The sequence below is a fragment of the Vibrio injensis genome (assembly GCF_001895205.1).
In the GTDB taxonomy this organism is placed as follows: domain Bacteria; phylum Pseudomonadota; class Gammaproteobacteria; order Enterobacterales; family Vibrionaceae; genus Vibrio; species Vibrio injensis.
In genome coordinates, this window is sequence record NZ_BDJF01000006.1 from 135,581 (window position 1) to 161,937 (window position 26,357).

18 protein-coding genes and 1 pseudogene are annotated in these 26,357 nt (G+C 42.5%); 11 read left to right on the forward strand and 8 right to left on the reverse strand.

Features of this window, described 5'->3' with window-relative positions; genetic code table 11:
* The 3 genes from BSR11_RS00785 to nagE form a co-directional block, all read right to left on the reverse strand.
* On the reverse strand, positions 1-3,674 hold a 3,674-nt coding region (locus BSR11_RS00785), incomplete at its 3' end, for a FimV/HubP family polar landmark protein (protein ID WP_072668611.1).
* Positions 3,675-4,100: 426 nt separating this feature from the next.
* The gene (gene glnS / locus BSR11_RS00790; protein ID WP_072668612.1) at positions 4,101-5,771 is read right to left on the reverse strand and encodes a glutamine--tRNA ligase; all 1,671 of its coding nucleotides are present in this window, start codon (positions 5,769-5,771) and stop codon (positions 4,101-4,103) included.
* 321 nt (positions 5,772-6,092) lie between these two features.
* A complete protein-coding gene (gene nagE, locus BSR11_RS00795) occupies positions 6,093-7,565 on the reverse strand; it encodes an N-acetylglucosamine-specific PTS transporter subunit IIBC (RefSeq protein WP_072668613.1) in 1,473 nt (490 codons plus the stop codon).
* Between the two features lie 539 nt (positions 7,566-8,104).
* On the opposite strand from nagE, the gene nagA reads away from it, so the two are divergent.
* The 3 genes from nagA to asnB all read left to right on the forward strand — a co-directional run bounded on the left by nagA (position 8,105) and on the right by asnB (position 12,427).
* Complete coding sequence (nagA, locus tag BSR11_RS00800; RefSeq protein ID WP_072668614.1) at positions 8,105-9,241, forward strand: N-acetylglucosamine-6-phosphate deacetylase; 1,137 nt, start codon at positions 8,105-8,107, stop codon at positions 9,239-9,241.
* A gap of 2 nt (positions 9,242-9,243) precedes the next feature.
* Positions 9,244-10,458, forward strand: a complete 1,215-nt coding sequence (gene nagC, locus BSR11_RS00805; protein WP_072668615.1) for a DNA-binding transcriptional regulator NagC — start codon at positions 9,244-9,246, stop codon at positions 10,456-10,458.
* A 304-nt stretch (positions 10,459-10,762) separates the two neighbouring features.
* The gene (asnB, locus tag BSR11_RS00810; RefSeq protein WP_072668616.1) at positions 10,763-12,427 is read left to right on the forward strand and encodes an asparagine synthase B; all 1,665 of its coding nucleotides are present in this window, start codon (positions 10,763-10,765) and stop codon (positions 12,425-12,427) included.
* A 112-nt stretch (positions 12,428-12,539) separates the two neighbouring features.
* Here the strand turns inward: asnB and rfaH are convergent, their stop codons facing one another.
* Complete coding sequence (gene rfaH, locus BSR11_RS00815; RefSeq protein WP_072668617.1) at positions 12,540-13,031, reverse strand: transcription/translation regulatory transformer protein RfaH; 492 nt, start codon at positions 13,029-13,031, stop codon at positions 12,540-12,542.
* Between the two features lie 600 nt (positions 13,032-13,631).
* Between rfaH and dtpA the strand changes: the two genes are divergently transcribed.
* Positions 13,632-15,122 carry a dipeptide/tripeptide permease DtpA gene (gene dtpA, locus BSR11_RS00820; RefSeq protein ID WP_072668618.1) on the forward strand — a complete coding sequence of 497 codons (1,491 nt, stop codon included), beginning with the start codon at positions 13,632-13,634 and terminating at the stop codon, positions 15,120-15,122.
* A gap of 181 nt (positions 15,123-15,303) precedes the next feature.
* Here the strand turns inward: dtpA and hemH are convergent, their stop codons facing one another.
* From hemH to htpG, 3 genes are all read right to left on the reverse strand, one after another.
* On the reverse strand, positions 15,304-16,266 hold the full coding sequence (hemH, locus tag BSR11_RS00825; protein ID WP_072668953.1) for a ferrochelatase: 963 nt from the start codon (positions 16,264-16,266) through the stop codon (positions 15,304-15,306).
* A 135-nt stretch (positions 16,267-16,401) separates the two neighbouring features.
* A complete protein-coding gene (gene adk / locus BSR11_RS00830; RefSeq protein WP_072668619.1) occupies positions 16,402-17,046 on the reverse strand; it encodes an adenylate kinase in 645 nt (214 codons plus the stop codon).
* Positions 17,047-17,302: 256 nt separating this feature from the next.
* A complete protein-coding gene (htpG, locus tag BSR11_RS00835; protein ID WP_072668620.1) occupies positions 17,303-19,207 on the reverse strand; it encodes a molecular chaperone HtpG in 1,905 nt (634 codons plus the stop codon).
* A 400-nt stretch (positions 19,208-19,607) separates the two neighbouring features.
* Between htpG and BSR11_RS00845 the strand changes: the two are divergent.
* From BSR11_RS00845 to BSR11_RS00855, 3 genes and pseudogenes are all read left to right on the forward strand, one after another.
* Positions 19,608-20,470 (forward strand): annotated as a pseudogene (locus tag BSR11_RS00845) (winged helix-turn-helix domain-containing protein).
* A 9-nt stretch (positions 20,471-20,479) separates the two neighbouring features.
* Complete coding sequence (locus tag BSR11_RS00850) at positions 20,480-21,010, forward strand: regulatory protein ToxS (protein ID WP_072668622.1); 531 nt, start codon at positions 20,480-20,482, stop codon at positions 21,008-21,010.
* Positions 21,011-21,037: 27 nt separating this feature from the next.
* On the forward strand, positions 21,038-21,313 hold the full coding sequence (locus tag BSR11_RS00855; RefSeq protein WP_072668623.1) for an Rdx family protein: 276 nt from the start codon (positions 21,038-21,040) through the stop codon (positions 21,311-21,313).
* A gap of 32 nt (positions 21,314-21,345) precedes the next feature.
* Here BSR11_RS00855 and yfcE read toward each other — a convergent pair whose 3' ends face one another.
* Positions 21,346-21,897, reverse strand: a complete 552-nt coding sequence (gene yfcE, locus BSR11_RS00860) for a phosphodiesterase (RefSeq protein WP_072668624.1) — start codon at positions 21,895-21,897, stop codon at positions 21,346-21,348.
* A 284-nt stretch (positions 21,898-22,181) separates the two neighbouring features.
* On the opposite strand from yfcE, the gene BSR11_RS00870 reads away from it, so the two are divergent.
* The 4 genes from BSR11_RS00870 (at position 22,182) to BSR11_RS00885 (ending at position 26,356) form a co-directional block, all read left to right on the forward strand.
* A complete protein-coding gene (locus BSR11_RS00870) occupies positions 22,182-23,093 on the forward strand; it encodes a TIGR01777 family oxidoreductase (protein ID WP_072668626.1) in 912 nt (303 codons plus the stop codon).
* Between the two features lie 11 nt (positions 23,094-23,104).
* A complete protein-coding gene (locus tag BSR11_RS00875; protein ID WP_072668627.1) occupies positions 23,105-23,932 on the forward strand; it encodes an SDR family oxidoreductase in 828 nt (275 codons plus the stop codon).
* A 399-nt stretch (positions 23,933-24,331) separates the two neighbouring features.
* Positions 24,332-25,186 carry a co-chaperone YbbN gene (locus BSR11_RS00880; RefSeq protein WP_072668628.1) on the forward strand — a complete coding sequence of 285 codons (855 nt, stop codon included), beginning with the start codon at positions 24,332-24,334 and terminating at the stop codon, positions 25,184-25,186.
* 246 nt (positions 25,187-25,432) lie between these two features.
* The gene (locus tag BSR11_RS00885; protein ID WP_072668629.1) at positions 25,433-26,356 is read left to right on the forward strand and encodes an SPFH domain-containing protein; all 924 of its coding nucleotides are present in this window, start codon (positions 25,433-25,435) and stop codon (positions 26,354-26,356) included.
* Position 26,357 lies beyond the last annotated feature (1 nt).

The window sequence follows — 26,357 nt, forward strand, 5'->3', positions numbered from 1 at the left end:
TCTGGCTCTGGCTCTGGCTCTGGCTCTGGCTCTGGCTCTGCAGAGATTGAAGCGGTGTCTTGCTGCTCCGTCAACTCTAAAGTACTGTCTATCCCGTCACTTTGTTCAGCAACCTGAGGTGGCGTTTGTAACGCCTCTTGTTGTTCAAAGTTAGCCATGATGTCATCAAGTTCATCAGCGTCTTCATCACCATCAAAAATAACCTCTGATTCGGTTTCAAATTCCGTATCGGCTAGGGCATCTTGCTCGGTATATTCAGCAAGCTCGCTCTCATCAAAACTTAATGGGCCGTCTTCTTGCTCTGAATATGGCTCAACGGCTGAGTCATCAGGTTCGTCAATAGCGTCATCGACATCACTGGATGGATCTTTACTGTCCGGCTGAGCAAGTTCAGGCGATTCGACGGATTCAGTTAACACTTCATCAACGTGGTCACGACTTTCTACCACCACATCCGCATCTAACGATGACACTTGCTCTTGTTGCGTGTCTGGTTGCTGTTCAAGCGTTTCTTGTTCAGCGACCTGATTGACAAGACTGCTTTCGAGCTCTGGTTCAGAGTCTAAATCATCACTCTCAGGCTCATCTTCATCGAGGGATAATAACTCTTCTTCGCTTGGCGTGGGCGGCTCTACTTGAACAGCATCGTTACCCTCATCGGCCCCTTGAAGATCAGTATCAACCGTCGAGGGCTCTGTTACCGAGTCCGCATCGACTACCTCAACATCATCGTCTAAATCCGCCAAAGCGTCTTGCTCGGTATACTCGGCAAGCTCACTCTCATCGATACTTAATGGACCATCTTCTGACGGTTCAGCATGCTGAACATTCTCATCTATCGATTCAGGGTCTTCATCCTCAATGGTCTCTAGAGCGGCATCAAAGGCGATATCCTCACTATCAGAATCAGACTGCTGGGGTTCAAGCTGCTCAATATCACTCAGCCGATCATCGTCATCAACACTTTCTAACATCGAATCCAAATCAAATGACGGCGCTTGATCTTCTTGCGTGTCTGGTTGCTCTACCACTTGATTGACAAGACTGCTTTCAGGTTCTGGATCTGAGTCTAAATCATCATTCTCTAACTCATCGCTATCAACGGATAATGACTCTTCTTCACTTGGCACATGCTGTTCCGCTTGAACAGCATCATTCTCATCGGCGTCTTCAGAATCAGTAGTAACGCTCGATGACTCTGTTACCGAATCAGTATCGAGTTGCTCAACATCATCGTCTAAATCCGCCAAGGCGTCTTGCTCGGTATATTCGGCAAGCTCACTCTCATCAATGCTTAGCGGCCCTTCTGTTTCTGGTAAAACTGGCGCATCAGGCTCTTCATCGATTAAATGCTCAACATCGCTAACCTCGGTTTGCTGGGTTAACGGGTCATTCTCTGACTCAATAGGGTCACTTTGCGCAGCTTGTGGCTCACCATCGGTCGTAATAGAGGTTTGATCTTCACTTTCAAAGCTCGATTCAATATCTGTTTTCTCGCCTTCTTCAACCTCTAGTATTTCTTCAGGTGAATCGACTGTTGCTGAGGATTCGCTGACGTCGACGTCAACGTCTTCAGAATCCTCATCATCGATTAACCAATCCTCATCTTGTGGAACACCAAATTCATTCGCTATTGGTTCTGGTGTGCTGCTGGCACTTGCCGCCTCGCTCCCTTCAATTTGAGGGTCAAAATCAAAGTCATCTTCATCTATTGGCTGATCAGGCGTTGATTCATCCTTATCTTCAAGAAGAACGTCATCAAGAAGCGGATCTTGCGCTGGAGCATTACTAATCAGGTCATCGATAAAGTTATTACTATCGAACTCACTATCTTCAGCTTCGGCCTGCTGTTCAATTTCGAGTAGCTCATCGAGAAACTCCGTACCATCATCCAACGATACATCGTTCGGCTCTTCTGGAGCAGATTCGATCGACTCATTGACCTCTACTTTTGGTTCTTGCTCATCAATCCATTCATCCAACAATGTGGGGCTATCATGATCGAATGATAGCGCTTCATCAACGTCAGGTTCATCAAGCAGCTCATCAAGTAATTTATCAACGGCGGTATCTAAATCTTGTTCCGATAACTCATCACTCACCAATAATTCATCGAGTAATTCGGTACTATCATCGTCCAAGGAAAGATCCAGATCGTCCCCAACCAAACCATCTAATAAATCATCGAGCACTTCATCGCTGTGCTCAGGTTCCGCCTCTTGTGATTGAATACTGTCTAAAAGCGAGTCCAATTCTTCATCTGAGGTAATATTCGGCTCATTACCAATATCAATACTGTCTGCTTTAAGTTCATCAAGTTGACTGTCTAAATCAAGTTCTGCCTCATCGACCTCAGCTTCCATGAGTAACTCATCAAGTAACGCTTGATCAACTTCATTGCCTGATAAAAGCTCATCCTCGTCACCGGCTAATAAAGCATCCATCGCGTCTTGAGAAAGTGGATCTTCTTCAGCAAGATCAAAATCTTCTTCATCAAGTTCATCACTTGATGGCTGATTTTCCGCTAAATCGGCAAAATTAGTATCCAAATCACCATCATCATCAATACCAGCGAAAGGATCGTCATCTTCATCAAGATTTAAATCTATATCGCCTTCATCAAGAGAAGCAAAAACATCCTCTTCGGCCATATCATCGCCATAAAGTATCTCGCTACTATCTGATTCACCGAAGAGATCGTCATCGAGCAAAAGGTCATCATCACCTAATTCCCCCTCTGGCATAACTGGAGCTACTGGTGGTGGGGCGACTTTCTCTTCTGTTGATGGTTGTACTGGCTCTGGTTGGTCGGCTTTCGAGCGGCGACTCAATAAAAGCATGACTATACCCGCGATCAATAAACCAGGTATCAGTGCTAATAGCCCGACAAACCAAGTACTGGATAATAATTGTTCCCACGTAGAAGGGCCTTGCTGAATCTGTTGATTATTACGTCGGTCTTCATTTAATAAGCGTTCAACTTCAGCGCGGATTCTATTGTCATCACCCAATTCATGTTTTAATTCGCTTACCTCAGATTGCATTTGTGCTAATAGAAGTCGTAACTGATGATTTTTTTCTTCTAAAGCAAGAAGTTCGGCTTGCGCAACGTCAGTGAGTGGCGCAGGTGCAGGGATTGGATCAGGAGCAACGCTTGGCGTCAGTTGTTCAACGACGGGTGGTTCTGGTGATACGACAGGAGCGCGTACTGGCGTAGGCGTAGAAACGACCATCGGCTCTGGTGACCCGGTTAAACGCGCTTGATGAGCCGTCATAATCGTGATTGCTTCTTGCGTTGATGCACGACTAATCTGCTCAATTGATGGTATTCGTAGAGTGCTTCCGGGCAATAAACTATGAATATTTTGATTTTCAAACGCTTGAGGGTTTAAACGATAAATAGCTAATAAGGTTTGTTGAACCGACACGTTGGCTGATGGCCTTAATTGCGTAGCAATAGACCACAATGTATCTTGAGACGATGTGGGACCAAAGAAGCGTGAAGGCTCAGAATTATTGGGGTTATTTTGTCCAACATCACGACTAAAACGCGGAGCAGATTGCACTTCACCGTTCGGACCAATGAGACGAATGACTTCCGCACTAACGATAGAAGTCTGAGTCACGGCGGCTATTGTTAATGGCAATAGCCATCGCTTAAAAAATTGACGCATAAAAGGCTCAGCTCTGTGCTTTAAAAATGAATATAACCTAAATAACTTAACAATGTAGGTAGACGGCAAGTGCGTGAATCTCCGTGAATATAAACCCAACTAAAACTGGCACAGCCTAACACCGCTGCAACGTTAAGTAAGATGGGCATACAACGATCTATTAAATATATCGGATTACCCCAGTAAAACTATAGGGACTAATACAAAAAATGTGCCTTACCTACAATAATCGCAGGAATCTCACATAAATATCACGCTGACCTGCGCTGTTCTCTACAGCAAACCTTATTCTAAGCTACTTGAAGATACGAGTAGGGGCAAGCAGACATCACGACTCACATTGTCATATGGCAAAGAAAACCAATAAAAAAGCCAACCTTACGTCGGTTGGCTTTAAGTGAATGCCAATGGGCAATCATAATCTGTTTATTCTTGGTCTATTTTTGCCCAAGTATCACGCAAACCAACCGTACGGTTAAAAACTAGCGAATCAGGTCGCGAGTCTTTGATATCTGCGCAGAAATATCCCATACGTTCAAACTGATAACCAAATTCAGGCAGAGCATCCTTCAAGCTTGGTTCGACAAAACCATGCATGGTGATCAATGAGTCAGGGTTAATTGTTGCCGCAAAGTTATCCGCAGCGGCAGGATTTGCCACCGTAAATAGACGATCGTATAAACGGAATTGAGCAGGCAATGCTTTATCTGCTGAAACCCAGTGAATCACCCCTTTGACTTTACGTCCATCGGCTGGATTTTTGCCTAGCGTGTCTGGATCATAAGTGCAGTAAATCGTCGTGATGTTACCTTGTTGATCTTTCTCAACACGCTCAGCTTTAATGATATAAGCACCACGTAGGCGCACTTCTTTGCCTAAGACCAAACGCTTATACTTTTTGTTGCCTTCTTCACGGAAATCTTCACGTTCAATCCAAATTTCACGCGTGAAAGACACTTCTCGCTCACCCATCTCTGGTTTATTCGGATGATTGGCGACCGTAAGCGGCTCAACACTATTTTCAGCAAAATTTTCAATGACAATTTTCACTGGATCAAGTACAGCCATAGCACGAGGTGCATTCTCATTGAGATCGTCACGGATACAAGACTCAAGAGAGCTAAACTCAATCATATTATCTTGTTTAGTGACCCCAATGCGCTTACAGAACTCGCGAATAGAAGCAGGAGTAAAACCACGGCGTCGTAAGCCAGAAATGGTCGGCATGCGTGGGTCATCCCACCCTTCGACCAGCTTTTCAACCACCAACTGATTGAGCTTACGTTTTGACATTACGGTGTATTCTAGATTTAGACGGCTGAATTCATACTGCCTTGGGTGACAATCAATGGTGATGTTGTCTAATACCCAATCGTATAAACGGCGGTTGTCTTGAAATTCCAGAGTACACAATGAGTGAGTAATGCCTTCGAGCGCATCAGAGATACAGTGCGTGAAATCATACATCGGATAAATGCACCATTTATCGCCGGTTTGGTGATGTTCTGCAAAACGCACGCGATATAACACTGGATCACGCATCACCATAAATGAAGACGCCATATCAATTTTTGCACGAAGACAAGCTTGGCCCTCAGCAAACTCACCAGCACGCATTTTTTCAAATAAAGCCAGGTTTTCTTCAATCGGACGATCACGATATGGGCTATTTTTACCTGCTTGGGTCAATGTGCCACGGTATTCACGAATTTGCTCAGGTGTTAGCTCTTCAACATAAGCCAACCCTTTATTGATCAGTTCTACTGCGTACAAATACAGTTGGTCGAAGTAATCGGATGAATAACGAACATGACCAGACCACTCAAAGCCTAGCCAATTAACGTCTTTTTTAATGGATTCAACGTATTCAAGATCTTCTTTTTCTGGGTTGGTGTCATCAAAACGCAGATTACACTGGCCTTGATAGTCTTGGGCAATACCAAAATTCAGACAAATCGACTTCGCATGACCAATATGTAGATAACCGTTCGGTTCTGGCGGAAAACGAGTCTGTACGCTAGTGTGTTTACCATCCGCTAAATCTTTATCAATAATTTGGCGAATGAAATTCGATGGACGAGCCTCAGCTTCACTCATCTATAGCACCTCAAAAATTTATTAGTATTGTCAGAAATGATTTTCTACGTTATGAGTTGGCGATCTCCAACTCAACATAGGCATTACCACCAATCATCCACAATTCCGCCCTATTTCACAATAAAAACTGCGGTTTTCAGACGAATATTTACCACAACTGGTGGTATAAGTGACCTAATCTATCGTTTTATACCCTAACGATGTCAATCAGGATCTTTTCGCAAGTAAAACAAAAGCCTTCACTAATGTGAAGGCTTGAGAATAATCACCAGCTATCGAGGCCGCTCACCGTAGTGTTCAGCTCGCTTCGCGATTGAGAGATTATTGTTGTGATTTGGAATCTATTGATTTCATTTCACCAGCAATGATTTCCGCTAAAGGACCAAGAATGACTTGTAAATTATTGGTACCTAATTTAACCACACCCATTGCACCTAATGCTTTTAACTGTTTCTCATCGATGATTGACATGTCTTTTACGGTTAAACGTAAACGAGTAATACAAGCATCAATATTCGATAAGTTTTCATGGCCACCAAGTACTTCTAAGTACTGTTTTGCTAATTCAGAAGACTCTTGTGAACCTTTAACCGAGCTCACGGCTTCGTCATCATCTTCACGACCTGGCGTTTTTAAACCAAACTTCAAAATTACAGTACGGAAAACCACATAGTAGATAACAAAGAATACTAAACCTTGAACAATCAGCATGTACCACTGTACCGCCAATGGGTTACGTGAAGACAGCACCATATCGACCAAACCAGCGGAGAAGCCAAAACCCGCTATCCACTGCATTGAAGCGGCGATAAAGACCGAAATACCCGTAAGCACAGCATGTAAAAGGTATAATAGCGGTGCAAGGAACATGAACGAGAATTCTAGCGGCTCTGTCACCCCGGTAAAGAAGGAAGCAAAACCTGCGGCAATCATGATGCCCGCCACTTTTTCTTTATTTTTCGCAGTAGAGGTATGATAAATAGCCAACGCTGCACCGGGTAAACCGAACATCATGATCGGGAAGAAACCCGCTTGGTACATACCTGTTACGCCAGGAATAGCGACACCTTCAGCGATCGATTTTGCACCACCAAGGAAATTCGGAATATCATTAATACCTGCAACATCAAACCAAAACACAGAGTTAAGTGCATGGTGTAAACCCACAGGGATCAATAGACGGTTGAAAAATGCGTAGATACCAGCACCCGTTGCCCCCAAACCTTGGATAGATTCGCCAAAAGAAACCAAACCACCGTAAACGGCAGGCCAAACGTACATTAGTACGAAGGCGATAAGGATACCAGCGAATGAGGTCAGTATCGGAACTAAACGCTTACCAGAGAAAAAGGCGAGCGCTTTATGTAACTCAACCGTTGAATAACGATTATAGATTTCCGCTGAAATAATACCGACCAGAATGCCGACAAATTGGTTATTAATTTTGCCAAAAGCCGCAGGAACATCAGCAAGATCAATACCCTGAATCTGTGCTACTGACCCTGGTGAGAGTAGAGTTGTTACCACTAAGAAGCCCACAAAACCAGCCAATGCCGCTGAGCCATCTTTATCTTTTGACATCCCAAATGCGACACCAATTGCAAACAGTACCGACATGTTATCAATAATGGCTGCGCCCGCTTTAATTAGGAATGCCGCGACGGCGGAGTTTGCACCCCAGCCCGTTGGGTCAATCCAGTAGCCAACACCCATCAAAATGGCTGCCGCAGGTAACGTTGCGACAGGCACCATCAGGGCCTTACCTACTTTTTGAAAATATCCAAGAATATTCACCTTAAGTTCCCCCTATAGGATTTTTGTATATGTTGAGCTACTTATTTTGATCGCCCAATTTAGTCACTGTCAGTGTATGCCATTAATTTTGCTCCGCAAATTAAAACCTTATCAATTGTGATCATAATCACCAGAAATAAGCGAAATAAAGTAATTTTGCTAGCAGGATCATAAAACTTATTTTACAATATAAAAAAACAAAGCTTTGTCGCTATCCTTAACCTGAAAGATAGCTTATAAAGGATAGGTAATGAGCGAACTCAGCAACCAATCCAGTAATGATTCCTTTGTATAACAAAGTTTTTAAAAACTTATTTTTGTTTACGATATTTATAAGTACACGATGGATAGATATTTCGCGAACTAATTGAAGTTGAGATACTCGACCGACTATAGGAAGAGACTAGCCAGAAAAACGCTTCATCTATTGGCTGGCCTAACATTAGTTGTCATCGCTCTGAGTAACAGTACACTGGCTTCAAATCGTAAGAGTATCAACACCATGAATACTCCCCCGATAGATTAAGGATTAACTGATTATGTATGCGCTCACAAACTGCAAAATCTACACTGGTAGTGATAAGTTAACTGATCATGCCGTTATCGTGGATAACGATCTTATTCAAGCTATTTGCCCAACAAGTCAACTTCCTTCATCGATACGTCATATAGATCTTAATGGTGCCAATCTCTGCCCTGGGTTTATTGATTTACAACTGAATGGTTGTGGTGGTGTGATGTTTAATGACCAAATCACGGCGGATACTATCCAAATAATGCATCAAGCGAACCTAAAGTCGGGTTGTACTAGTTTTCTCCCAACACTCATCACCTCGTCAGATAACGATATTCAACAAGCCATCCGCGCACAACGTGAGTACCAAAATAAATACCCACACCAATCCCTTGGTCTGCATTTAGAAGGGCCTTATTTGAATGTGATGAAAAAAGGCATTCATAGCGTTGACTTCATTCGTCAGTCAGATCAAGCGATGATCGACGTCATTTGTCAAAATAGCGATGTCGTAACTAAGGTCACTTTAGCACCAGAAAATAATGACTTGAAGCATGTTGAGCAACTTGTTGACGCAGGCATTATCGTATCTATCGGTCACAGTAATGCCACTTATGCAGAAGCGCGTAAAAGCTTCGCTGCTGGTATCTCCTTCGCAACTCATCTTTTTAATGCCATGACACCGATGGCTGGTCGAGAACCGGGTGTAGTGGGCGCTATTTATGATACTCCTGAGGTTTACACAGGAGTTATCGCTGATGGTTTTCATGTTGACTACGCTAACATCCGAATTGCTCACAAAATAAAAGGCGATAAGCTCGTATTAGTGACCGATGCCACAGCTCCTGCAGGTGCTGAAATGGATTACTTTATTTTTGTCGGTAAGAAAGTATATTACCGAGACGGCAAGTGTGTCGATGAACACGGTACACTTGGCGGCTCAGCCCTAACGATGATTGAAGCAGTCCAGAATACGGTTGAGCATGTCGGTATCGCTTTAGATGAAGCATTGCGGATGGCCAGCTTATACCCAGCTAAAGCCATCGGTGTTGATAATAAGTTAGGTCGTATTAAACCCGGCTATATTGCCAACCTGACCATTTTCGACCGCGACTTCAATGTAAAAGCGACAGTAGTGAATGGACAATACGAGCAAAAATAATCATGAATGGCGGACAAATAGGTAATGTAGATCTCGTTAAACAGCTCAATAGCGCAGCTGTTTATCGCTTAATCGACCAACAGGGGCCAATTTCGCGCATCCAAGTTGCCGATGTCAGTCAACTTGCACCAGCAAGCGTGACAAAAATAACCCGCCAACTCCTTGAAAGAGGATTAATTAAAGAAGTCGCACAACAGGCCTCTACTGGTGGACGTCGTGCGATCTCTTTGACCACAGAAGTCGAACCATTCCATTCTATCGCCGTCAGATTAGGTCGCGATTATATTCAGTTGGGTCTATACAATTTGGGTGGGCAGGAACTGGCTTGCTCTTCCTATGAGTTCCATTATGCTCATCAACCTCAGCTAATCGAAGGCTTAATTCATCATTTAAAAGCCTTTCTTGCTCAACAACAAAGTAATATTAAACAATTAATTGCGATTGGTATTGCTTTACCCGGTCTCGTCAATCCTGAGCTCGGGGTTGTTGAATATATGCCCAATATTGATATTGATGCGCTTGGGCTTGGGGATATTATTCGAGATCACTTTCATGTTGAGTGCTTTGTCGGTAATGATGTGCGTGGCATGGCGCTGGCTGAACACTACTTTGGCGCGAGCCAAGATTGTCAGGATTCGATTCTAGTCAGCGTGCATCGCGGAACAGGAGCTGGCATCATTGTTAATGGGCAGGTTTTTCTAGGGACCAACCGTAACGTTGGCGAAATCGGTCATATCCAAATTGATCCCCTTGGTGAACAGTGTCAATGCGGTAATTTCGGTTGTTTAGAAACCGTCGCCAGTAATCCAGCCATCGTCGCTCGTGTCAAGAAACGGCTTGCTCAAGGTTATAAATCAAGTTTATCTGATCTGCCTAAAGTAACCATTGACGATATCTGTCAACACGCTTTGCAAGATGATGAGCTAGCGAAGCAAGCCCTAGTGCAAGTCGGTAATCAACTTGGCAAAGCCATCGCCATGACGATTAACTTATTTAACCCTCAAAAAGTCATCATTGCAGGTGATATTACTGCGGCACAAGAGGTTATTTTTCCGGCTATTCTACGTAATGTTGAAAATCAGTCGTTACAGGCTTTTCATCGTCAATTACCTATTGTGGCGTCAACGATTGACAAGCGACCTACGATTGGGGCTTTTGCTATGATAAAACGAGCCATGCTCAATGGTGTTTTACTCCAGAAATTACTTGAAGACTAAACATCGTTTTAGCCTCCAACTCATCAAGTAACACCTATAAAATCAATGATTCACCTTATTTTCCCCATGAACGTTATCATTAGCGCTATTGGGGAGTTCCCCTTTCCAGTTAGCCTCTCCATCATCTAAACTGCTGTTTTATTCGACACAAATTAGACCTCATTCACCTAAAAGCCATTTAAATTAGATAAAATTCATCTTAAGAACCAATAATTAAACTTTTAAAGAAAGAAGTATTGCCTTTTTTAACCAAAATGGCAGATTGAAGTCATCTGATTAAACATCATCTAATTAAGGAAGCGGTATGTGTTCTATCTTTGGTATCTTAGACATTAAAAGTGACGCCAGTGCATTACGGACAATTGCCTTAGAAATGTCTAAAAAGCTACGTCACCGTGGCCCCGATTGGTCTGGTATTTACACTTCTGAACGCGCTATTCTTGCTCATGAGCGCTTGGCGATTGTTGGTCTCAATAGTGGTGCTCAGCCACTGTATAGCCCTGATAAAAAACTTATTCTTGCTGTTAATGGGGAAATTTATAACCACAAAGAGATTCGTGCCCGTTATCAAGACAAATACGACTTTCAAACCGATTCCGATTGTGAAGTCATTTTGGCTCTCTACCAAGACAAAGGTGCTGAATTGCTCGAAGAGCTCAATGGTATTTTTGCTTTTGCTCTTTATGACCAAGAAAAGGATCAATTCCTAATTGGCCGCGACCATATTGGGATCATCCCGCTCTATCAAGGTCACGATGAGCATGGCAACTACTATGTCGCCTCAGAAATGAAAGCATTGGTGCCAGTTTGTAAATCGATCAGTGAATTCCCTCCAGGCAGCTACTTTAGCTCAACCGATCCGGAGCCTCATCGTTATTACTTACGTGACTGGACTGAGTACCATGCTGTAAAAGATAACTTATCGAGTAAAGAAGAACTCACCGAAGCATTAGAAGCGGCGGTCAAACGCCAGTTAATGACCGATGTACCTTATGGCGTGTTATTATCTGGGGGATTAGATTCTTCTATTACTTCGGCAATCGCCAAACGTTACGCCGCAATGCGTATTGAAGATGATGAACAATCAGCCGCGTGGTGGCCTCAACTACACTCGTTTGCCATTGGTCTAGAAGGCGCACCTGATTTAAAAGCCGCTCGTGAAGTAGCTGAAAAAATCGGCACAATACATCATGAAATGACCTATACCATTCAAGAAGGACTGGATGCCATTCGTGATGTGATTTATCACATTGAAACTTACGACGTGACAACCATTCGCGCTTCAACACCGATGTTTTTACTCGGACGAAAAATTAAAGCGATGGGTATAAAAATGGTGCTATCGGGTGAAGGCGCTGACGAAATATTTGGTGGGTATCTTTACTTTCATAAAGCGCCGAATGCGCAAGAGTTTCATGAAGAAACCGTCCGTAAGCTACTCGCATTAAACCTGTTTGATTGTGCTCGAGCGAATAAATCACTCGCGGCGTGGGGGGTTGAAGGGCGTGTACCGTTCTTGGATAAAGAGTTTATTGATGTCGCCATGCGTCTCAACCCAGCCGACAAAATGTGTGGTAATGGTAAGATGGAAAAACACATCTTACGCGAATGCTTTCAAGACTATTTACCAGATTCGATTGCTTGGCGTCAAAAAGAGCAATTTTCCGATGGCGTCGGCTATAACTGGATAGACACCTTGAAATCAACCGCAGAAGCGAAAGTTAGCGATCAACAGATGGCAACGGCTAAATTCCGTTTCCCGTACAATACACCAACAACCAAAGAAGGTTATGTGTATCGAGAAATCTTTGAAGAGCTGTTCCCATTAGAGTCTGCAGCACGCTGTGTACCTGGTGGTCCATCCGTCGCCTGCTCCTCTGCCAAGGCCGTAGAATGGGATGAGTCTTTCAAAAACTGTATTGACCCTTCAGGTCGAGCAGTAAAAGCCGTACACAATGAAGCTTATTAATTAAATAGCCCATTAGCTATCAAGGCGCATTAATCGCGCCTTGATGGTTTATTTCATCCTATAAAATCATCGTAGAGAAATAAACTTAGATGCTTATTTCTCTCTGTAGCATTTACAAATCCAAATCTTTATTATCAATACTAATGACTACTGGTTGATTAATCATCTGCACTAACATCATTGAGCGTGCCTCACCGTCCGGCTCTTGATATAAAGCACGAATACCACAAAACTGACCACCTTTGACTTCAATTTCCTGCCCGACTTCTGGTAATCCAAGTTGCTCACGATGTGGCAAATAATCCAATTTTTTTAGCTCTGCTACTAACGCTTCTGATAACTCTTTGGGCTCTGGACCAAAACGTACAAAATCAACGACACCACGTGTTGAACGAACCGTCGTAAAAGTCGGCCCTTGCTTATAATCAAAACATACAAAAATATAAGAAGGGAAAACAGGCTCTTGTACTTTTTTTCTTTTACCGCGGAGAATCTTCTCAACTTCCATTTGCGGGTAAAAACACTCAACCCCTTGATTCTCAAGATGGCATTTCGCCCTTGCTTGTTCGCCTCGCTTACAATAAAGCAGATACCAACCTTTCATAACCTTAGCCAGCCTTCTAATTATTCTTTATTTGCGCCACTTATGTATTGGGCATGAGAGAAAGTATACCTAAACAGCTGGAAGTGGGAAGCAAAGAAATACGCCGCTCGACAAGTGGTGCCCGATATTAACATTAATCATACATTATCCAGTTGTTTGATAAGGAGAATCATTGATCAAGCGATCCTGAACAACAAGTGACAACAATAGTTAAAGCAATCACTCATCGACCTTGAAAATAAAACCAAATATGAAAACTTAGTTTTCACTTAACATCAGCATCAAGAAAAGTTAAAAATATTTTATTTTTCAAAATATTACATTTTTAGTGGTTTCTTAGTTTTCATTTACTGTATTGCAGCACTATACACTTATCGGTATACGTATCTCACAATGAAACAAATTATTACTAAGTTTATAACCCACACGACTTGATGTTTTTCGTCAATCAGTAGCTACCTCTGTTGATACCAACGTCAAGCGTGATTCGGGAATAATAACAACTAGATTAATAATCTCTGCACTACCGACATTTCGAATACGATTAACGAATCGTCATGGCGGTAAGATAAACAGAGATACACTTACAGGAAGAGCAGTATGTCTGACTTGAATATATTCAAGCAACCGAAGTCATTTTATTTGATTTTTTCCATTGAGTTTTGGGAGCGTTTTGGCTTCTACGGTATGCAAGCGATTTTGACAGTATATATGGTCAAAATCTTAGGCATGAGTGAGTCAGCTTCCTTTGTTTTATTTGGTGCATTCTCCGCTTTGGTTTACGGATTTGTGGCCGCTGGCGGTTGGATTGGCGATAAGGTCATTGGTACAAAACGCGCTATCACTCTTGGTGCAATTATTTTAATGGTCGGTTATCTATTATTAGGCTTATCGACAACAGATGGTCACTGGGGAGGGCCTACACTGATTTATATCGCGATGGGATTCATCACTGTCGGTAATGGCTTATTTAAAGCTAACCCATCCAGCTTACTCTCTAAGGTTTATGCCGATAACGATCCTCGACTCGATGGTGCCTTTACGATGTACTATATGGCCATCAACCTTGGATCATTCTTTTCGATGATCATCACTCCAATAGTCGCTGAACGTGCAGGATATGGCATGGCTTTTGGTGTGAGTGCGATTGGTCTAGCGATCACAGTCGTTAACTTTATGATGTGCTTAAAAATGCTCAAAAAAGTTGGCTCGCCTGCGGATCTCAACCCCGTCAATCGTCGTTCATTGCTGGTGGTTATTCTAGGCTCTGTAGTCGCAAGCCTTATCTCTAGTTATCTATTACAAAATCTGTTCTTAGCCCATATGATTTTAGTTATAGCTGGCTTAACCATCTTAGGTTGTTATTTTAAAGAAACCTTTTCCATGACCGGATTAGAGCGTAAAAAAATGCTTGTCGCCTTTGCTCTCATGCTACAAGGAGTGGTCTTTTTTGTGCTCTACTTCCAAATGCCGACATCATTAAACTTTTTCGCCATTCATAACGTTAACCCAACGCTACTTGGCTTTAACGTTGAACCAGAACAGTTCCAAGCGCTTAATCCATTTTGGATCATGTTAGCAAGTCCGTTATTAGCCATGTTATACGGTAAATTGGGTGAGCGTTTAGCCATGCCATTTAAATTCGCCATTGGTATGGGGCTATGCGCACTTTCTTTCTTGGTCCTTTCCTGGTCGACATATTTTGCGAATACTCAAGGGATCATCAGTTCAAACTGGTTAGTGATCAGCTATCTATTCCAATCGATCGGTGAGTTATTAGTATCAGGGCTTGGCTTGGCAATGGTGGCTCAATTGGTCCCACAACGTATGATGGGATTTGCAATGGGGATGTGGTTTTTAACCTCAGCTACCGCTGCGGTTGCTGCTGGATGGGTAGCAAGCTTAACATCCGTCCCTCAACACATTACCACTGCGCAAGAATCACTGGCTATTTATGGTGATGTATTTGGAAAAATTGGTTATGTGACGGCAGGTATTACCGTCTTAACTTTCTTGATCGCACCAATGCTGAGCAAAATTTGTCAAAGTAGTAGCGAAGAAGTTGAAGCACTGACTCCCGTTGAAGCATAAACAGGTTGATCTCTACAGCTTCTCTTTACTGTAGCGGTCACCTTGATCAAAAAAGCCAAACATCGCCGTTTGGCTTTTTTGATCATTTCCCCAGTGTGAGCATTTTTTGAATCAAACAGCCACACTGCTCTAGTTATATTGCTGACCAACAACGGAAACACTCTCCCGCTAGACAACAGCATTAATAACGGGTCTGGATTAAGTCAACCATCATCTCAATATGTCGATCAGAGTCATTAAGACAAGCAATATAATTAAATGCTTCCCCTCCAGCCTCAAGAAAAAGATGTTTATTCTCTTCGCTAATTTCTTCCAAGGTTTCCAAACAATCAACCGCAAAAGCTGGGCAAAGAATATCGATTTTTTTTACCCCTTGTGAAGGTAAAGCCTGCATAGTTTTGTCGGTATAGGGCTGCAACCACTCCTCTTTACCAAACTGCGATTGGTAAGTCATCATGACTTGTTGATCACTCAGACCTAATTCTTGGGCGAGTAAATGGGTCGTTTGCTGGCAGTGTTGAGGATAAATATCACCATTATCAGCATAACGTTTCGGTATGCCATGATAAGAGCAAATCAATACATCACCTTGCCCTCTTTCACTCCACGAAGTGCGAACTTTGTCAGCTAACGCACGAATGTATAAGGGGTGGTCATGGTAATCAGTAATAAAATCAATCTCGGGTATAACCCTTAGCGTTTTCATTGCTTTGGCTAAACCATCCCACACCGCTGCTGTTGTGGTTGCTGAATATTGTGGATAGAGCGGTAATACTATTATTTTTTCAACGCCTTGATCACGTAGTGCTTGTACGCCGCTCAGTAAACTTGGGGTTCCATACGTCATACCTAGCTCAACCGGAACACCAAGACGCTGTTGAAGTTTCTTTTGTTGTCGCTTTGAATAAACCAACAACGGCGATCCTTCCTCCATCCAAACCGATTGATACAGCTTGGCAACTCGAGGAGAGCGTAACGGTAAAATAATGCCATGGAGTAATGGACACCATATCCAACGCGTCAAATCAACTACACGCTGATCATGTAAAAACTGACTTAAAAATCGTTTGACGGCTTTCGGAGTAGGTTCATCTGGCGTACCTAAATTAGCCAGTAGTACACCAAGCTTTTTTTTCGTTTGCATAACTTCCATTGATTTATTCCACACAGAACAGTAAATACGTGCCAACAACAAAAAAGTTTAAAAAAAGCGACCGCAAAGGTCGCTTTTATGATCAATACGTTAGTTTACCTAAACACATTGCCAACAGGGAGACAATTATGCCAACGCTTTTTCAATATCAGCACTAACTTCAGCAACTTGCTTGGTACCATCAAATTTTAAATATTGCGTGTGGCCAGCCGCTGCTTCTTTGCCATAGTATTCGATCAAAGGTGCAGTTTGGTCATGATAGACACTAAGACGAGCACGTACTGTCTCTTCTTTATCATCATCGCGCACTACTAAATCTTCACCGGTAATATCGTCTTTGCCCGCCACTTTAGGTGGGTTATAGATGGCGTGATAGGTGCGACCAGAAGGCAGATGCGCTCGACGACCCGCCATACGCTCAACAATCACGTCATCAGCAACATCAAATTCAATCACATAATCCACGTTAATTCCCATCGCTTTAAGACCATCGGCTTGCGGAATTGTGCGAGGAAAACCATCCAGTAAAAAACCTTTTTCACAATCAGCTTGAGCGATACGCTCTTTAATCAGACCTAAAATAATGTCATCAGAAACAAGCTGACCAGCGTCAATCACTGATTTCGCTTTTTTACCAAGCTCAGTGCCCGCTTTGATAGCAGCACGTAGCATATCACCAGTAGAAATTTGTGGGATACCATATTTCTCCATGATGAATTGAGCCTGTGTGCCTTTACCTGCACCCGGAGCGCCGAGAAGAATGATGCGCATGTTTAATCCTCTTTTGAAAATTGTGTTATACCGAAGCTCACAGCCTAACGGTATTGAGAGACGGTAAGTTTCGGTATAATAAGATAAAAACTGGTCATTAAAATAGAGACCACACAAGGTGGTCAAATCATTTAAGCGAGTGATTCTAACATAAAATCCACCAAAAAGAGCAGAGTAAGACTAAAGAATCACGCCGCTTCACAAAGACCAAACTCGCACAATGGCGAGTTTGGTCTTATCGCTTAAAACAATAGAGTTATGCGTGAGTTAATAACTCATTGACCGCTTTAACATATGGCGTCGGATCTTCCATTGCTCCGCGCTCAGCCAGCATCGCTTGTCCCAATAAAACTTCAACCCATTGACCAAATGCTTGCTCATCGGCTTCATCAGCCATGCGTTTGACCATGCTATGCTCCGGGTTGATCTCAAAAATATACTTCACTTCCGGCACGGCTTGTCCTGCAGCGGCTAATAGTTTGGCCATTTGCGTGCCCATTTCACCATCATCGGTAACTACAACAGCAGGCGTTGAAGCAAGCTTAAACGTGGTACGAACGTCTTTCACTCTTGAACCTAAGTAAGTTTTGATACGCTCAACCACTGTTTGAAACTCTTGCTCCGTTTCTTTGTGCTTCTCTTTCTCAGCTTCATCGTCAAACTTACTCAAATCCAAACCCGCTTTGGTAATAGATTGGAAAGATTTACCATCAAATTCGGTTAAGTAGTTCATCAGCCACTCATCAATTCGATCGTACATCAGAATGACTTCAATGCCTTTGGCCTTGAATTGCTCCAAGTGAGGGCTGTTTTTTGCCGCTAGATAGCTATCTGCCGTCAAGTAGTAAATCACCTCTTGACCTTCTTTCATTCGCTCAACATACGCAGCTAAGCTCACGTTCTGTTGTGCAGAGTCTTCATGAGTTGAGGCAAAACGCAGTAATCCAGCGATTTTTTCACGATTAGCAAAATCCTCAGCAGGCCCCTCTTTCATCACGAGACCAAACTCTTTCCAAAACGTTTGGTACTTCTCACTGTCGTTCGAGGCAAGACGCTCAAGCATGGTCAATACACGTTTGGTACAAGCATTGCGTAGCGATTGAGTCACTTTATTATCTTGTAAGATTTCTCGCGAGACGTTGAGCGGTAAATCGTTAGAGTCAATTAATCCACGAACAAAACGTAGGTACGACGGCATGAACTGCTCAGCATCATCCATGATAAAGACACGTTGTACGTACAATTTCAAACCATGTTTATGGTCACGGTTGTACATATCCCAAGGTGCTTTAGCCGGAATATACAGTAAGCTGGTGTAGTCGTTTTTCCCTTCAACTTTGTTATGGCTCCAAGTCAACGGATCTGCAAAATCGTGGGATACATGCTTATAAAACTCTTGATACTCTTCATCACTGACGTCAGATTTAGAGCGAGTCCATAGGGCTTGAGCCTTGTTAATTTGCTCCCACTTAACTTCTCCCGTTTCTTTCCCTTCATCATCACGGACCGATGTTTGAATGTAAACTGGAATACCAATATGATCAGAGTATTTAGAGATAATTTCTCGTAAACGCCACTCAGATAAGAACTCTTTACCCTCGTCACGCATGTGCAAAACAATATCGGTACCGCGCGAAGCTTTTTCTATCGTTTCAACGGTGTACTCACCTTCTCCTTGTGAGTGCCATTGTACTGCTTGATCAGCCGCCAATCCTGCTGCACGAGTACGTACCGTCACGGCATCGGCAACAATAAACGCAGAATAGAAACCAACACCAAACTGGCCGATTAATTGTGAATCTTTAGACTGCTCTTGCGACAACTTAGAAAAGAATTCAGCCGTGCCTGATTTCGCAATCGTACCCAAGTGCTCAATCACATCCTCACGACTCATCCCGATACCATTGTCTGAAATGGTCAACGTATTAGCTTTAGCATCAAACGACAGTTTGACGCCTAATTCTGCATCACCTTGATACCAATCAGGATTGGATAACGCTTGGAAGCGCAGTTTATCTGCCGCATCAGAAGCATTAGAAATCAACTCACGTAAAAAGATCTCTTTGTTGGAGTATAAAGAATGAATCATCAAATGAAGTAATTGCTTTACTTCAGATTGAAAACCACGTGTTTCTTTGTTGTTGGTTGTCGTCTCGCTCATTTTAGCTCCGTGTATCATATCAAACCCTATCCATCACACTAAAATGGGTAGGAAGAACATAGATTTGCTATTAACATGTGGCTTGGCAATGTAAATTCAAGGTCAAAAAACATAAAAACACTGTTTTTTGGATTTTTTTTGATTATTCTCTACTGGTTTTAGGTTTCACCACTGCAAAGTTTTGATCAGGTTAATGAAAACGCGGTCATCGATAGCACTAAAAACGACTTAATACAGTGGCGTTGCTTCAAAAAGTAACGATAAAAAGCGGTTGTTTCATCGAAGGTGCTCATTTTTATAACCATCAATGTGAACGAATAACCTAGAGCTAGGACAGTAAAACACCAAGCGCGAAGAACTTGGCCATTTTGAGTAACAACCATTAAAAAAGAAGAACTCAATGAGCAATTTAGCTAGCAAATTCATTCTTGCCAATCGGTTTATTTTTGACTCGACATCAAACTTATTGGTCGATCAAACCGGAGAAGAAGAAACTCGGCTCGGCAGTAATGAGAGTCGTATTCTCTCTATGTTTGTTCAACATCCTAACCAAATCATTTCTCGTGATGACCTACATAATTATGTGTGGCGAGAACAAGGCTTTGAAGTCGACGACTCTAGTTTAACTCAAGCCATTTCTACACTGCGAAAAATGCTTAAGGACTCAACAAAACTCCCGTTGTTCATTAAAACGGTACCCAAACGTGGTTATCAGTTTATTGCTAGCGTGGAACCCATTCTGCCACTAGAGCCAGTCACCACAGCTCCCGATGCAATCTCAGACAATAACGCGATCCAACAAGATGAGAGCACAGTTTCAGGGGCGATGAATACTAATATCACCAGCAAATCTAACGATACCTTTATCAGCCCTAAAGAGGCCGCTTCGGCTAAACGCTTATCCGATCTTCGCTCACTGGCGATGTTAGTGTGTGCTGTCTTATTACCCATTATGGTACTGTTTTTTAGCTCGCCGTCTTCTTCACAATTTCGCCAGCTAGCGGTCGTCAATAATGTCGTGATCAGCGCGCCGATCAATCCAATCATCCCGATCTAAGTACGTGGCTGCCACTGATTAAATCGTGCATCCAAAAGCATCACTCGATGCGCTCTGATGATACGATCCTGAAAGAAGTGATCGCGACAGGTGGTGATAATGGTCAACTGATCTTGAACTATATTCATTTACCTCAATTTTCTGGGGAAAATATTACTTTGCGGATTTTTGCTAACCCAGATGACACCGATAAAGTGTGCCAGTAAGGAACAACGATGACGAAACAAATCTCTGCATTTTTATTGCTTATCTCAACGGTTGTCAGTAGTTGGATCTATTGGACGAATGAGACGAAATTAGACAATGTATTGATGTCACGTGAGTGGCAATCAAGAATGATTACTTTAATCGAAACCACTCAACCCAATAACGCAGTGGGGCCTCTGCATCGCGTTGACGTTTCTTCAAACGTAAAATATCTGCCAAATGGCACTTACTTACGGGTTTCGAGAGTCAAGTTATACTCTATTGAGCCTTCATCAGCCGACCGCCCTGATAACATTATTAATATCTCTGAGTCTGGAGAATGGAGCATCAGTGATAACTACCTTCTCGTTTCACCGACAGAATTTAAAGATATCTCATCCTCTTACAGTAAAGATTTTACGCCCAAGCAGCTGCAGTTAATCACTCAACTGTTTAAGATGGACGCTCAACAGAGCCGCAGGATTGATATTATTAATAAGAAAACCTTACTACTCACCAGTTTGAATCATGGTTCAACGGTATTGTTTGGTAATGGGTAGCGATCATTTTTACATCATGAGTTATTAATGAACAAAGCAAAAATTGATATTTATTATTGTCGACAATGCCAATGGATGCTGAGAGCTTCTTGGTTGAGCCAAGAGCTGTTACAGACGTTTAGTGAAGAAATTGAAATGGTCTCTTTACACCCAGATACTGGTGGACGTTTTGAGATATTTTGTAACCAACACTCAATTTGGGAGCGAAAAAGAGATGATGGCTTCCCTGAAGCAAAAATATTAAAGCAACGAGTCAGAGATATTATCGATCCACAACGCGATTTAGGTCATGTTGATCGCTAACGAATAGCGCTCAACATGACTTAGAAAAAATATTACTGTGAAAGATCAAGCGATGCTAAGATTTCTCCATCAAAGGCATGGATGGTGAAACGAAAGCCATCTAAAACAGCAAAACTGGCGACTCCATGGTCGCGAGGAAAAGTCACCGAACCGGGATTCAATAGGTAATATTCATCACACCGCTCGGCTCGTATGATATGAGTATGCCCGTGTATAAGGGCATCTCCCCGCGATAAAGGTGGCAGATGGCTATCGTTATAAAGATGGCCATGTGTTAAAAATAATCGCTGCCCTGAAGGTAAGAGTACCCACGCAAAGTCACTCATGATTGGAAAATCCAATAACATTTGATCCACTTCGCTATCGCAATTCCCCCGCACTGCAATAATTTGTTTGGCGTAGTCATTTAATTTTTCGGCGACAGCGGTTGGGTTATACCCTTCAGGAATCGGGTTTCTTGGGCCGTGATTCAATAAATCACCCAATAATACCAATGTATTAGCTCCAGACTGGATAAACTGCTGCAACATTTTTTCGGTCGCAGGTAAAGCGCCATGCAAGTCAGAAGCAAAGAACAGTTTCATCATCTCCTCCCCCATCTAAAATTAGATCGTGGACGACGATAAACAGACCACGATAAATCAATATTGTCTCGTAAAATGTCAACGACCTATTGGGTTTATAAAAAATGTGATTGTACGTTTTTTCATGGTCTACGTCATCGGGAGCAATCGTTATCATCATGAATAGTGACAATATTTCCTCGAAGGCTCTGCTGGATAAGAGAAAAACTTGAACACTAAGAGAGATACACATAAGCTGGTTAAGCGTTTGTTTGCTTAATACATTACCGATGCAAGGAGGCAAAATGAACATATTTATCACTGGTGGAACGGGCTTAATTGGTCGCGAGTTGATCAAACAATTAATCACTCATGATATCGTCATCCTCACACGAGATATCACTAAAGCACAACGGCAACTTGCCCATGCTAACACTAAAATCTCGTTCATTAGTGATATTAATCAATGGCATGATCTTAATCACTTCGATGCGGTGATTAATTTAGCAGGGGAACCGATTGCCGATAAACGATGGACCGCCAAACAAAAACAACGCATTTGCCAAAGCCGCTGGCAATTAACTGAGCAGTTGGTTGAATTGATCCACGCGAGTACCACTCCGCCAAAAATTTTTCTGAGTGGCTCTGCGGTAGGGTATTATGGCGATCAGCAAGATCATCCCTTCGATGAGAGTTTACAAGTACAAAACCAGCAATTTTCCCATCATGTTTGTGCCGTTTGGGAACAAACAGCGATGCGAGCCCAATCATCAAGAACACGTGTTTGTTTAATGCGGACAGGTATTGTCTTATCGCCAGAAGGAGGAGCATTAAAAAAAATGCTTCCTCCCTATCGGTTAGGATTAGGAGGGCCGATTGGCTGCGGTACCCAGTATATGCCATGGATCCACATTAGTGATATGGTAAGAGCGATCGTCTTTCTGTTGGAAACCGAACATGCTCAAGGCGCTTTCAATATGTGTGCTCCGCATCCAGTCACTAACGCTTTGTTTAGCCAAACTCTCGCTGCAAGCATCCGAAAGCCTCATTTTTTAACCACACCACGCTGGGCGATACAACTGTTGCTTGGTGAAGCAAGCGAGTTACTCTTTGATAGCTTACGCGCCAAACCGAAAAAACTGACAGAGTTAGGCTTCCAGTTTAACTTTTCACGAATTGAACCAGCATTAAAACACCTTCTACCCTATCACCATTAATTGGAACCGTTATGACTCGCTCAATACTTATTACAGGTTGTTCAACTGGCATTGGCTATATGGCGGCTCTAGCGCTGAAACAACGTGGCTATGATGTTATTGCCTCTTGTCGACATATCGATGATGTCGAACGCCTACAGCAAGAGGGCTTCACGTGTATTCAGTTGGATCTCAGTGATGAACAGAGTATTCATCAGGGAGTAAAAGCAGCACTCGAACTTTCAAACCATCAACTGTACGCCCTCTTTAATAATGGCGCTTATGGTCAACCTGGCGCGCTAGAAGACCTATCAACTGCGGCATTACGAGCTCAATTTGAAACTAATTTTTTTGGCTGGCATACGTTAACGACTTTATTACTTCCCCACTTTCGTCAACAAGGCTATGGGCGAATTATTCAAAATAGCTCTATTTTAGGCTTTACTGCAATGAAATATCGTGGCGCTTACAATGCCTCTAAATTTGCCATTGAAGGATGGACAGATACCTTGCGTTTAGAACTCCAAGCGAGCAATATTCATATTAGTCTACTTGAACCAGGCCCCATTAATACTGAGTTTCGCGCTAATGCATTAACCGCTTTTAAACGTTGGATCAATATTGAGCATTCTCTTCACCACCAAGCTTATCAAGCCCAATTGTCTCGCTTAGAGAATAGTCAATCAAATCATCCTTTTGCTCTGCCTGCAGAAGCCTGTTTAGCGCCAATATTGCATGCTTTAGAAGCCAAACAACCTAAAATTCGCTACCGAGTGACCTTACCAACCAAGGTATTTGCGCTATTAAAAAGACTCTTACCCAGCCGAATATTAGATAAACTGCTACTCAAAGCCGCTTAGCTGTCATTTATTCGTCATATTGATTTGTCATACTGAACATGTTCAGGAGATATCCAAAATAAGATATCAATAACGGTATCACACCGCCTACTGAGCACCTCCTTCTAAACATATTCTGAATGATGGATTGATATTCTCTGCAATCATCATTTAGGAAAGGCATTGAGTATGACCCAAATGACATTAAATCAATGGAATTGGCTCGGTGTCATGATTGTTTTGGCACTGCTAATTCTTTTTTAACACCTTTGCTTGCTGTTTTGACAAAAAACCACTTCGGTGGTTTTTTTTTGCACGACCTAAAGAAATGCTTCATCTTTCATGTTATTCACCAGCCTTGAGTTTTGCTTCTTTACCCCCCATTTGTTTAACAATGCCTCCATGCAATAAGGAATGATCATGCTCCCTAATCATCATAGTGATGTCTCTGCACACAATTTTCAGGAAATACTGGCCAATTCAGCTCATCAACCTGTATTATTTTATTTTTGGGCTCCCATCAGTGATGAAAGTGCTCAACTACTCCCAGAGCTACAACAACTTGCCCAGCAATACGCTGGCGCCTTCCAATTAGCTACCTTAAATTGCCAGCAAGAGCAGCATATCGCGGCTCAATTTGGTATTCAGGCACTACCAACCATTGCATTATTTATTAATGGCCAACCGGTGGATGGATTAGGTGGACCACAGCCGCTTAGTGCCATCATCGACATGCTCGATAAACACTTACCTAGCCAAGAAGAGCGTACGGTTCAACAAGCATTACAACTCGTTAAGCAGCAAGACTATACACAAGCGTTACCGTTACTCCTCGAGCTCAGTGAAACTTGGCAAAACCAAGGTGAAGTTAAGCTAGCATTAGCGGACTGCTTTATTGCCACTCGTCGTTTTGCCGAAGCCAAAACGTTGCTAGATAGCGTCCCTATGCAATATCAGCAAAGCGATTACAAACGTTTGTTGGCACAAATTGAATTGTATGAACAAGCCGCTGAAAGCCCAGCGATTAAAGAGCTAGAAGAAGTGTTAGCGCAAGATAGTACCAATGCGATTATTGCTAATGAATTGGCCTCTCAATACCATCAAGTCCAACGTGATGAAGATGCACTAGAACTACTCTGGCGCTTTTTAGAACGTGATTTAACACTATTAGATGGTGAAATGAAAAAGACATTTATGGATATTCTAAGTGCTTTAGGTCAAGGTAATCCAACTGCGACTAGTTATCGTCGACTGCTTTATTCTCAACTTTATTGATATCTTAACCCAGCCGATAACGCTATCTTTAGTAAAAGATAGCGTTAAATTTATCATTTATTTTTACTCTTTTATCTTGCGTCTCTCCTCTCGTCATTAATCAGTCAGCTCTCATTAGCCTTTAGTTTTTCATGCTAATGATTGCCTATTCCAGTGTTCTGATAGACAATGATTTGGGAATTTTTATATTGGCACTTAAGCAACGTAAAAACGTTGTCGCAAAGTCTATAACTCAAAGGGAACGTCATGGCTATTGATTCATTGATTACAATCGGCATATTTGTCTTCGTCGCCATTGTATTTATTATGTCGGCAGTAAAAACCGTCACTCAAGGTAACAACTGGACCGTAGAACGTTTCGGTCGTTACACCCATACACTCCGTCCCGGCTTAAACATTATTGTTCCATTTGTTGATAAAGTCGGTAGACGCATCAATATGATGGAGCGTGTTCTCGACATTCCAGCTCAAGAAGTGATCAGCAAAGACAACGCTAGTGTCGTCATCGATGCCGTCTGTTTTGTTCAGGTTATTGATGCAGCCAAAGCCGCTTATGAAGTAACAGATTTAGAGCACGCCATTCGTAACCTCACATTAACCAATATGCGGACAGTACTTGGTTCTATGGAACTGGATGAAATGCTCAGTCAGCGTGACATGATTAATACCAAGTTATTAACTATCATTGATCAAGCAACCAGTCCTTGGGGCGTAAAAATTACTCGTATTGAAATCAAAGATGTTCAACCACCAGCTGATCTTACTGCTGCAATGAACGCGCAAATGAAAGCCGAACGGAATAAACGTGCAGAAGTTCTCGAAGCAGAAGGGATTCGCCAAGCACAAATTTTACGCGCCGAAGGTCAAAAACAGTCTGAAATTCTTAAAGCCGAAGGTGATAAGCAGGCTGCAATATTACAAGCAGAGGCTCGTGAACGCGCCGCAGAAGCAGAAGCGAAAGCCACTAGCATGGTTTCTGAAGCCATTGCGAAAGGGGATATGCAAGCCGTCAATTACTTTATTGCTCAAGGCTATACCGATGCTCTAAAATCTATTGGCCAAGCAGAAAATAGCAAAATCATTATGCTGCCACTGGAAGCAACCGGCTTGATGGGCTCTATTGCTGGGGTTGCAGAAATGTTCAAACATTCAACAGAGAAAAAGGGATAAC

Excerpts from the sequence above, each read along its gene's own strand:
- glnS (WP_072668612.1), bottom strand. The coding sequence starts at position 5,771 with ATGAGTGAAGCTGAGGCTCGTCCATCGAATTTCATTCGCCAAATTATT.
- nagA (WP_072668614.1), top strand. The coding sequence starts at position 8,105 with ATGTATGCGCTCACAAACTGCAAAATCTACACTGGTAGTGATAAGTTA.
- nagC (WP_072668615.1), top strand. The coding sequence starts at position 9,244 with ATGAATGGCGGACAAATAGGTAATGTAGATCTCGTTAAACAGCTCAAT.
- asnB (WP_072668616.1), top strand. The coding sequence starts at position 10,763 with ATGTGTTCTATCTTTGGTATCTTAGACATTAAAAGTGACGCCAGTGCA.
- rfaH (WP_072668617.1), bottom strand. The coding sequence starts at position 13,031 with ATGAAAGGTTGGTATCTGCTTTATTGTAAGCGAGGCGAACAAGCAAGG.
- dtpA (WP_072668618.1), top strand. The coding sequence starts at position 13,632 with ATGTCTGACTTGAATATATTCAAGCAACCGAAGTCATTTTATTTGATT.
- hemH (WP_072668953.1), bottom strand. The coding sequence starts at position 16,266 with ATGCAAACGAAAAAAAAGCTTGGTGTACTACTGGCTAATTTAGGTACG.
- adk (WP_072668619.1), bottom strand. The coding sequence starts at position 17,046 with ATGCGCATCATTCTTCTCGGCGCTCCGGGTGCAGGTAAAGGCACACAG.
- htpG (WP_072668620.1), bottom strand. The coding sequence starts at position 19,207 with ATGAGCGAGACGACAACCAACAACAAAGAAACACGTGGTTTTCAATCT.
- BSR11_RS00850 (WP_072668622.1), top strand. The coding sequence starts at position 20,480 with ATGACGAAACAAATCTCTGCATTTTTATTGCTTATCTCAACGGTTGTC.
- BSR11_RS00855 (WP_072668623.1), top strand. The coding sequence starts at position 21,038 with ATGAACAAAGCAAAAATTGATATTTATTATTGTCGACAATGCCAATGG.
- yfcE (WP_072668624.1), bottom strand. The coding sequence starts at position 21,897 with ATGAAACTGTTCTTTGCTTCTGACTTGCATGGCGCTTTACCTGCGACC.
- BSR11_RS00870 (WP_072668626.1), top strand. The coding sequence starts at position 22,182 with ATGAACATATTTATCACTGGTGGAACGGGCTTAATTGGTCGCGAGTTG.
- BSR11_RS00875 (WP_072668627.1), top strand. The coding sequence starts at position 23,105 with ATGACTCGCTCAATACTTATTACAGGTTGTTCAACTGGCATTGGCTAT.
- BSR11_RS00880 (WP_072668628.1), top strand. The coding sequence starts at position 24,332 with ATGCTCCCTAATCATCATAGTGATGTCTCTGCACACAATTTTCAGGAA.
- BSR11_RS00885 (WP_072668629.1), top strand. The coding sequence starts at position 25,433 with ATGGCTATTGATTCATTGATTACAATCGGCATATTTGTCTTCGTCGCC.